This is a genomic window from Pseudoalteromonas sp. NFXS39 (assembly GCF_040148775.1).
Lineage (GTDB): Bacteria > Pseudomonadota > Gammaproteobacteria > Enterobacterales > Alteromonadaceae > Pseudoalteromonas > Pseudoalteromonas apostichopi.
Genome location: NZ_JAGDEC010000015.1, coordinates 23522 through 32787, shown reverse-complemented (window position 1 = coordinate 32787; position 9266 = coordinate 23522). Strand labels below are relative to the sequence as shown.

Here is a 9266-nt window from a genome sequence, read left to right as displayed (position 1 = left end):
AGCGCCGATGATAGTGTGGCATTTGCCATGTGAAAGTAGGACATTGCCAGGCTCCAAATTAAAGAAAGCCCGATTCGAAAGAGTCGGGCTTTTTTGCGTCTGGAGCTGTCAGCTTTCAGCCGTCAGACGTCAGTTGAAATGTGGGGTTGTATAGTACAGAGATTCCCTCAGCAACAAAACCCTGTAGGAGGCACGTCAATGCCGAGTTCAGCCCATAACTAACACATTCATGGCTAAAGCCATTCCTACAAATACACTCTTCCTAGAACCTAGAACCTAGAACCTAGCAATTCTTAGTGCCTCCGGCGGGATCTTATTGCTTAGGGGGGACTCTGACCAAAACACCTCCACCGAGCGGCTGAACGCTGAAAGCTGATAGCTCTGTGTTGGGTTTCACTTCGCTCTACCCAATCTACCAGACCTTAAAACGTTACCCTTTTTAACTTTACTCTCGAAACTCGCGAACTAAAAAAGCCCAGCAGGCTTCCCTGCTGGGCTTCTTAATGTATAAGCAGTTGTTGACTATTGAATCATGCTGTAAATAAGCGCAAATACAGCAAGAGAGCCAACTGTTAATACGAACAGTGTGCTCAAGCGGTTTCTGTATTTGTGTAAGCTAGGTACCTTATACACGGCAATCATTGGCATGATGAAAAGGATCATGGCAATGATTGGGCCTGATAACTGATCCATCATGTCTAAAATACTTGGGTTGATCACTGAGCAATACCAAATAGCGAAGAACATGATAACAGTGCCAATCTTATCAACGAGTTTAGGGTTCATATGTGCTTGCTTACTAACAAGACCGTTGAAGCTTTCACGGGCACCTAAGAAGTGACCTAAGAATGAAGACGTAATCGCAATAAAGGCAACTAATGGTCCTAAGGTCGCAATAAATGAGTTATCAGTGATATTGGCAAGGAATGACAAGATAGACACGTTATCAGCTTTTGCTTGTACCATTTGTTCAGTAGATAGTGACAGCACACACGAGAATACAAACAGTAAAACAAACACAATTAATAGTAGGCTGGTACGCTTCAGAATTGCTTCTGACTTCATTTTAGCATTGTTGCCGTAGTGAGCACGCTGTACATGCACAAAGCTTGATATTGCAGCTGCATGGCTAAATGAAAATACAATGATAGGTATTGATAACCAAAGTGTTTTCATGAAGCCCGAAAACTCAGGTACAGATACATCTGGCATTTGCCAGCTTGGGATTAAATAAATCGATAAGAAAAACAAAATAGCGACAAGTGGATAAACAAGTATCGAAAAAGCACGTAACATCAATGCTTCGCCACCCAGCATTAAGCTGATCATACCGCCAACGAGTACGCCAGATAACAACACGCGTGGTGGCGACTCCATGCCTAACTGATTAACGATAAAGCTATCAACGGTATTTGTTAGGCCAACACCATAAATAAGTAAGATAGGGAAGATAGAGAGAAAATACAGTAAAGAGATCAAGCGCCCGGCATTTATGCCAAAGTGCTCTTCTACTACATCAGTAAAGTCAGCTTCAGGCTTTTTTGATGATAAAACAAATCGGGCTAAGCCTCTGTGGGCTAAGTAGGTCATCGGAAAAGCAAGGCATGCCATGATAATCAATGGCCAAAATCCGCCGATGCCGATATTAATTGGTAAGAATAAAATCCCAGCACCGACTGCGGTGCCAAATAAACTTAACACCCATTGGGTGTCATGAAGATTCCATTTTGAGTTACTACTTGTTGTCGATGCATCATACGACATAGCATCTTGATGTGTGTTCATTAGCACTCCACTATTAGAATAATAATTGTCGCGCAGCATATAGAAAAGCGACTAAGAATGCATGTTTTAGCGTTGTGTTTAGATAACTATGCTGTAAGGAGAGACTTACAAAGGAAGAGAACTGAGCTCATTTAGAAAAGCCCAGTTGTGGTATTTATTCTGCTGCTGCAAGTGCGCGAGCTTTAATGTCTGCGGCGAATGCTAAACCTTTCTTAAAACGTGCCTCAGCTGCTGTGATTTCGCTTTCATCGCCATTAGCGGCAAGCACCCCTTGTGAAAGCGCTTTATAAAGTGCGCTAATTTGTGCCTCATAGCCGGCTTCAATTGCTTTTTCAACAGTCGTCATGGTTATTCCTTTAATAGATAAGATAGCAAAATACTATAGGAACAAGGACTTATTGGCTAGATAGAAGTGCCTATAAAGTAGGGAATATTAAAGTTTATGGCTCAATGCTGGGTTTCGCTGCGCTCTACCCAGCCTACGATATTTAACGGAAATCTTTTTAGTTCTGTAATGCTGATACGACAAAAAACGGATTCAGATACTCTTCTTTACTGTTATACAGTAGTGGGCTGCCATCGAGTTTGCTAACCGTTGCGCCGGCTATTTCGGCAATCGCATGACCTGCTCCCGTATCCCACTCACAGGTTGGGCCAAGGCGTGGGTATATATCAGCACTACCTTCGGCAACAAGACAAAGTTTTAACGAGCTGCCTTTTGAAACCATTTCTACATCTTCAAACTGTTTTACGAATTCTGCTAAATCAGGAGAAGGGTGCGAGCGGCTTCCGACAACACGGATCAGCCCTTTATTTGGCTTACGGGTTACCTTAAGTTCGATACGCTCATCACCTTTATCTTTAAAGGCACCAATTGCTTCAGCAGCAATATACGACACACCTAATGCCGGTGCATCGACAACTGCCAATACTGGTTTACCTTTTTCAATCAAGGCAATATTCACGGTGAACTCGCCATTCTTTTTAATGAACTCTTTGGTGCCATCAATTGGGTCTACTAACCAGTAGCGTTGCCAAGTTTGACGGATATCCCAGCTAATATCAGCGCTTTCTTCGCTTAGAATTGGTACATCAGGGGTGAGGTGTTGTAAGCCATTCACAATCACTTTGTGAGCTGCTAGGTCGGCGTCGGTAACTGGGCTTTCATCAGCTTTGTACTCAACATTAAAGTCCTTTTCGTAAATCCCCATTATTGCACTACCTGCTTGGCGTGCGAGGAGTAATATTTCTTCTAGCAGTTCCGTTTGATTCATGACTTAACCTATAATTTGCTGTTGTTTTAAATACGCTACCAGTTCTTGCACCGATTGGTCTAGGGTGTTTTTGCTGGTATCGATTTTAATTTCTGGCGATGCAGGGATTTGGTAGTCTGAGTCTATACCGGTGAAGTGCTTAATTTCACCTGCACGGGCTTTTTTATAAAGCCCTTTAGGGTCGCGGGTTTCACACACTTCAAGCGGGGTATCTAAAAATACCTCAATAAACTCACCATCCTCTACTAAGTTTCTTACCATATCGCGTTCGCTTTGGAACGGCGAAATAAATGCGGTCAATACCACAAGACCGGCATCGACCATCAACTTTGCGGTTTCGCCTACGCGACGAATGTTTTCAACGCGGTCTTCATCAGTAAAGCCAAGATCTTTACACAAGCCATGACGCACATTGTCGCCATCGAGTAGGTAGGTGTGAACGCCTAATTGGTTTAATGCGCTTTCTAGTGCGTTTGCAACAGTGCTTTTACCTGAGCCTGAAAAACCAGTGAACCATAGAATGGTTGGCTTATGCTTTTTTTGCTCACTACGCTGTGATTTGCTAATGGCGTAATTATGCCAAACGATATTTTCATCCATTGTCTTTACTCTCGTTATTGAAATGGGAATACCAGTGGTATGAGTGTTAAAACCGTAATCGAGTATATAATCGATAAAGGTAAGCCCATGGCAATATAATCTTTAAGGCGGTAGTTTCCCGCGCTGTAAACCATCAAGTTAGTTTGATAACCAAATGGCGAAATGAAGCTAGCCGATGCACCAAATGCGACAGCCATAATAAAAGGCAACGGTGATACATCAAAACCAACGGCTAGTGCATACGCTACCGGAAACGAAAGCGCAGCAGCGGCATTGTTGGTAATGAGTTCGGTAAACAAAACCGTCATTAAAAATATTGCGATAAATGCCCCGTAGGGCCCAAAGTCACCTAAAACGTATAACATGGCTGATGAAATTTCACCGGCAAGCCCTGTGCCTATCATGAGTTTGGCAAGGCCAATAGCACTACCCACTACTGCGAGTAACTCAATCGGAAAACGACGTTTTACTTCACTTAGCTTGATTGTGCCCGTTAGCATTAAACCGATAAGAAGAACGAGTAGGCCTTTCACTAAGGGAACAAGGCCAATAATACTTAACCCCAATACGGTTGCAAAACTCGCTAACACAATATTTGATTGCTTAGGTTTTAAATGGGTTTGTAAATCAAGACCTGAAATATAAACAAACTCGCGCTTTAAATTGGGTAGCGAGTAAAACTCTTTGCCAGGCGCAAGGATCAATGAGTCACCCGCTTGCAATTGAACTTTACCTAAGCCGCCTTGTAAACGGTCATGGCCGCGACGAATAGCAATAACGGCTGCATGGAACTGCTCACGAAAGCGAACTTCTTTAATTGTTTTACCAATGTATTTTGAAGAATGGCTAACAACAACTTCAACTAGGTGCTCAACGTCTTTCTCATGTTTGTCGTGCACAACTTTTAAGCCATCAAATTGGGTAAGCAGAGGCACTGACTTTATGTCACCTACAAACAGCAGTACGTCACCTTCTTTGATAACTTGTTTTGGTGTAACCGCGCAAATTCGTTTATCACCACGGATTATTTCGGCTAAGAACAAGTCTTTTAATTCACGAAGGCCATTCTCTTCAACACTTTTACCAATTAATTTCGAACCTGTTTCTACTTTACCTTCAAGGTAAAAGGGCACCACTTCTTGGTCGTTTTTACCGTTATCTGGTAAATACTTGAGCATCACCAAAATAGTGATAAGTCCGACGCTCAATGCGCCTAAACCAATCAAGGTAAAATCAAAAAAACCAAGGGGCTCCATTCCTGCTTCAACGGCAAAGCCATTAACAATTAAATTGGTTGAAGTGCCAATCAGTGTAATTGTGCCACCTAAAATGGCGGTATACGATAAAGGTAATAAAAGCTTAGACGGTGAATGGGTCGGGCTTTCTTTTATTGCACTAATCAGTGATGCCACTACCGCAGTATTATTAGTAAATGATGATAAAAAGGCAGTTGATAAACCTAGTTTTGTCACCGAACTTGTCAGGCTGCCTTTCGAAAGAGACTGAGCAAGCTTTTGCACTAGCGTGGTTTTTTCTACAGCTATCGAAACGAGTACAAGTAGAATAAGCGTAATTAAAGAAGGGTTTGCATAGTTAATTAGCATATCTTCAAGACTGATCAGCCCTGCTAAATAACTAATACCAATAGCACCGACAAATAACCATGCTGGTTTTAGTCGAGTGCCAAAAAGACACCCCACTAATACCAGCATAATGCCTGTTAATACCAGCTGTTGATACATGCTTTTTACTTCCTATAACAGGCGAATAATGATTATTTAAGCTTAGTTATATCAAGCGCTTGCCAATGAGGGAAGTGCTTGCGTACTAAAGCATTAAATTCAACTTCAAAGTCGCTAAAGCTACTTTGCTGCTCTTCAGTGCTAAGTAATTGCTCAATCATACCTGCCGCAACGGTTAAGTTTGATAGGCGATCAATTAAAATAAACGCACCTGTTTCATGGTTGTTGTGGTACTCATCGGCCAAAATTGTTTCAGTAAGCTCTAAGGTTACAATAGCAATTTCGTTAAGTTGTAATGAGTCAGCTTGACCATGCTCAAGGGTATTTACATCAATGGTGTGATCGATCTTTCTAACCACTGCTGAGGTGTTTTTGCTGCCTAACTTAAAGTTGTAGCTTTTACCTAATACTAACGGTGCTTCATGCATCCATACTAATTTAGCTTGAATACGGTTAGTAACAGCCGCTTTTGAAGCTGCTGGCACAATAACATCACCACGACTGATATCAATTTCATCATTTAACGTTAAAGTGATTGCTTGACCTGCTTCAGCCGTATCTAGGTTACCATCGAAAGTCACAATTTCTTTAATGCTTGAGCTTTTACCAGATGGTAAAACTTTTACTGCATCACCAACACTGAACTTGCCAGACGTTAAAGTGCCTTGGAAGCCACGAAAATCTAAGTTAGGGCGCACAACATATTGCACAGGAAGACGTGCTTCAAAACCGCTATCAATTTCAGCCGCTGGTGAGTCTTCAAGTAACTCAAGCAGTGGTTTATCTGTGTAGTAAGGTGTGTGTAGAGAGCGTGTTACTACGTTGTCACCCTTGAGCGCTGACATAGGTACAAACTTGATATTAGTAACATTTAGCTGCTCTGCAAATTTTAGATAATCCGCTTTGATTTTCTCATACACGGTTTCATCGAAATCGACGATATCCATCTTGTTGATTGCAACAACAAACTGCTTAATGCCGAGCGAATCGCAGATAAAGCTATGACGTTTAGTCTGCACTTGTACACCGTAACGAGCGTCGACTAAGATAATCGCCACATCGCTGGTTGATGCGCCGGTAACCATGTTGCGCGTGTACTGCTCATGTCCTGGCGTATCAGCAATGATGAACTTACGTTTTGCTGTTGAAAAGTAACGATAAGCAACGTCAATCGTAATACCTTGCTCACGCTCAGCTTGAAGTCCATCTACAAGTAGTGCTAAATCAAGCTCTTCACCCGCATTACCGACTTTTTCATTGTCTTTATGTAGTGCAGCAAGTTGGTCTTCATAAATTTGATGGCTGTCATGTAAAAGGCGGCCAATCAGGGTCGACTTACCGTCATCTACACTACCACAGGTAAGCATGCGTAAAAGGCTTTTGTCTTGCTGACGCGCAAGGTAGGCGTCGATGCCTAACTCTCTTACTTCATTAATTGTGTCGTTTGTTTTAGACATTAGAAATAGCCCTCACGTTTTTTCTTTTCCATTGAACCCGCAGAGTCGTGATCAATCACGCGGCCTTCACGCTCAGAAGAGGTTGAAAGCAGCATCTCTTCAATAATTTCAGTTAAGGTTCCTGCCGTTGATTCCACTGCACCTGTTAGCGGGTAACAACCAAGGGTACGAAAACGGACAGATTTCATTTGTGGTACTTCACCTTCTTCCAATGGCATGCGCTCGTCATCAACCATGATTAGCGTGCCGTTACGCTCTACAACAGGGCGTTCTTTAGCAAGGTAAAGTGGAACCATTTCAATGTTTTCTTGGTAGATATACTGCCAAATATCAAGTTCAGTCCAGTTAGATAATGGAAATACACGAATGCTTTCACCCGGGTTAACTTGGCTGTTGTACGTATTCCAAAGCTCTGGACGTTGGTTTTTTGGATCCCATCTGTGGTGCTTATCACGGAATGAGTAAACACGTTCTTTAGCACGAGATTTCTCTTCGTCACGACGTGCACCACCAAATGCAGCATCGAAGCCGTATTTGTCTAACGCTTGCTTTAAGCCTTGCGTTTTCATGATATCGGTGTGCTTTGCTGAGCCGTGTACAAACGGATTAATATCAATCTCTAACCCTTCAGGGTTTTTGTGGACGATTAAATCAAAACCATACTCTTTAGCTAGACGGTCACGAAACTCAATCATTTCCTTAAATTTCCAGTTGGTATCAACGTGTAAAAGTGGAAATGGAATTTTTGCTGGATAAAACGCTTTACGTGCTAAGTGTAATAACACTGATGAATCTTTACCGATTGAGTAAAGCATCACCGGGTTTTCAAACTCAGCAGCTACTTCGCGCATGATTTTGATACTTTCAGCTTCTAATTGCTGAAGGTGTGTTAAAGCCATTGTTAGTCGTCCTACTAAAATGATTAAAAGTTAAATTAAGCTACGCCAGTGATTGGCTGGGCAAAGCTGCTGGTTTGCTCGGTTTTACCAAACCATGCAAGCTGATGGTGCAATGATGCAACTTCGCCAATAATTAATAAGGCTGGTGAAATAATGCTATGGCGCGAAATCAAATCGGCCAGCTCACCTAATTGCCCTGTAACCACTCGTTGTTCTTTACGTGTGCCGTTTTCGATTATGGCAACGGGGGTGTCTGCACCGCGGCCGTGTTTCAATAATTGTGCTTGAATATGCGGTGATTTAATCACTCCCATATAAATTGCTAATGTCTGATTTGGCTTTGCGAGTGACTGCCAATCTAATTCTTGACCATCTTTTTTACAGTGACCTGTTACAAACTGAATGGCTTGCGCATGATCTCTGTGGGTAAGTGGAATACCAGCATATGCACTACAACCTGCAGCAGCAGTAATACCCGGTACAATTTGGTAACGTACTTGATTAGCGGCTAGCACTTGCACTTCCTCACCACCACGACCATAAATAAACGGGTCGCCACCTTTAATACGGCATACTTTTTTGCCTTGTTTGGCAAAATCGACCAGCATCTGATTAGTATCTTCTTGTGCAACACTATGATCGCCTAAACGTTTACCTACGCAAACTAAGTCGGCATCACGGCGTACTAAATCCATAATTTCATCAGAAACCAAGTAGTCATAAACAACGACGTCGGCTTGTTGCATTAATTGCAGTGCTTTTAGTGTTAATAACTCTGGGTCACCTGGGCCTGCACCAACAACATATACTTCGCCTTCAGGCTCTGGCTTAGCATCTAATAGTTGCTCTAATTGCGCTGAAGCAGCTTCGGTATTACCCGCTTGTACTTTGCTTACCACTGATGAATCAAATACGCCCTCCCAAAACTGGCGACGATCAGCAAAGTGTTTAAAGCGCTGTTTTACTTTATTACGGAAGCTACCTACTAATGTAGCGAGAGGACCAATATGTTGTGGAATAAGTGTTTCTAGTTTTTCACGTAAACGACGTGCTAAAACTGGTGCTGTGCCTGCACTTGAAATCGCAATTGTGATTGGATCACGGTCAACAATTGATGGAAAAATAAAGCTGCACTTAGGTTGGTCATCCACCACGTTAACGAAAATATTGCGCGCATTCGCAAGTTCGAAAACATCTTTGTTAACACTGTCTATATCAGTTGCGGCGATTACCAGCATTTGCTGATCCAGATACTGCTCTTTAAAAGTATCAGAAATCAGGTTTACTTCACCTTGCTTAGCAAGAGCGAGCAGCTCATCGCAAAACTCAGGGGCGACTAGTGTCACATTGGCACGTGCTTTTAAAAACGCACGGCATTTGCGTAACGCGACATCTCCACCGCCGACTACCAGTACTGGTTTGTCGTCTAATTTGGTAAAGATTGGTAAATATTGCACTTTGTTCTCACCCCTAAAACACATCAACGAAACTGCTTATTGCAGGCAAGCA

8 protein-coding genes are annotated in these 9266 nt (G+C 42.4%); all 8 read right to left on the bottom strand.

The annotated features are described in order from the left end of the window. Positions 1–522 precede the first annotated feature (522 nt). Positions 523–1785, bottom strand: a complete 1263-nt coding sequence (locus J3455_RS19380; RefSeq protein ID WP_250661552.1) for an aromatic amino acid transport family protein — start codon at positions 1783–1785, stop codon at positions 523–525. Positions 1786–1939: 154 nt separating this feature from the next. Beyond that, on the bottom strand, positions 1940–2131 hold the full coding sequence (locus J3455_RS19375; protein ID WP_055022144.1) for a hypothetical protein: 192 nt from the start codon (positions 2129–2131) through the stop codon (positions 1940–1942). 157 nt (positions 2132–2288) lie between these two features. After that, positions 2289–3059 (bottom strand): 3'(2'),5'-bisphosphate nucleotidase CysQ, encoded by a 771-nt coding sequence (gene cysQ, locus J3455_RS19370; RefSeq protein WP_130049910.1) that lies wholly within the window; start codon positions 3057–3059, stop codon positions 2289–2291. A gap of 3 nt (positions 3060–3062) precedes the next feature. Beyond that, positions 3063–3659, bottom strand: a complete 597-nt coding sequence (cysC, locus tag J3455_RS19365) for an adenylyl-sulfate kinase (RefSeq protein ID WP_130049909.1) — start codon at positions 3657–3659, stop codon at positions 3063–3065. A 14-nt stretch (positions 3660–3673) separates the two neighbouring features. Beyond that, positions 3674–5401 carry an SLC13 family permease gene (locus tag J3455_RS19360; RefSeq protein WP_130049908.1) on the bottom strand — a complete coding sequence of 576 codons (1728 nt, stop codon included), beginning with the start codon at positions 5399–5401 and terminating at the stop codon, positions 3674–3676. Positions 5402–5433: 32 nt separating this feature from the next. Further along, positions 5434–6858, bottom strand: a complete 1425-nt coding sequence (gene cysN, locus J3455_RS19355; RefSeq protein ID WP_130049907.1) for a sulfate adenylyltransferase subunit CysN — start codon at positions 6856–6858, stop codon at positions 5434–5436. Continuing rightward, a complete protein-coding gene (gene cysD, locus J3455_RS19350; RefSeq protein ID WP_105173930.1) occupies positions 6858–7757 on the bottom strand; it encodes a sulfate adenylyltransferase subunit CysD in 900 nt (299 codons plus the stop codon). Before cysD ends, cysN begins: the two co-directional genes overlap by 1 nt. Positions 7758–7792: 35 nt before the next feature. Further along, positions 7793–9214 carry a siroheme synthase CysG gene (gene cysG, locus J3455_RS19345; protein WP_130049906.1) on the bottom strand — a complete coding sequence of 474 codons (1422 nt, stop codon included), beginning with the start codon at positions 9212–9214 and terminating at the stop codon, positions 7793–7795. Between the last annotated feature and the right edge of the window lie 52 nt (positions 9215–9266).

Excerpts from the sequence above, each read along its gene's own strand:
- J3455_RS19380 (WP_250661552.1), bottom strand. The coding sequence starts at position 1,785 with ATGAACACACATCAAGATGCTATGTCGTATGATGCATCGACAACAAGT.
- J3455_RS19375 (WP_055022144.1), bottom strand. The coding sequence starts at position 2,131 with ATGACGACTGTTGAAAAAGCAATTGAAGCCGGCTATGAGGCACAAATT.
- cysQ (WP_130049910.1), bottom strand. The coding sequence starts at position 3,059 with ATGAATCAAACGGAACTGCTAGAAGAAATATTACTCCTCGCACGCCAA.
- cysC (WP_130049909.1), bottom strand. The coding sequence starts at position 3,659 with ATGGATGAAAATATCGTTTGGCATAATTACGCCATTAGCAAATCACAG.
- J3455_RS19360 (WP_130049908.1), bottom strand. The coding sequence starts at position 5,401 with ATGTATCAACAGCTGGTATTAACAGGCATTATGCTGGTATTAGTGGGG.
- cysN (WP_130049907.1), bottom strand. The coding sequence starts at position 6,858 with ATGTCTAAAACAAACGACACAATTAATGAAGTAAGAGAGTTAGGCATC.
- cysD (WP_105173930.1), bottom strand. The coding sequence starts at position 7,757 with ATGGCTTTAACACACCTTCAGCAATTAGAAGCTGAAAGTATCAAAATC.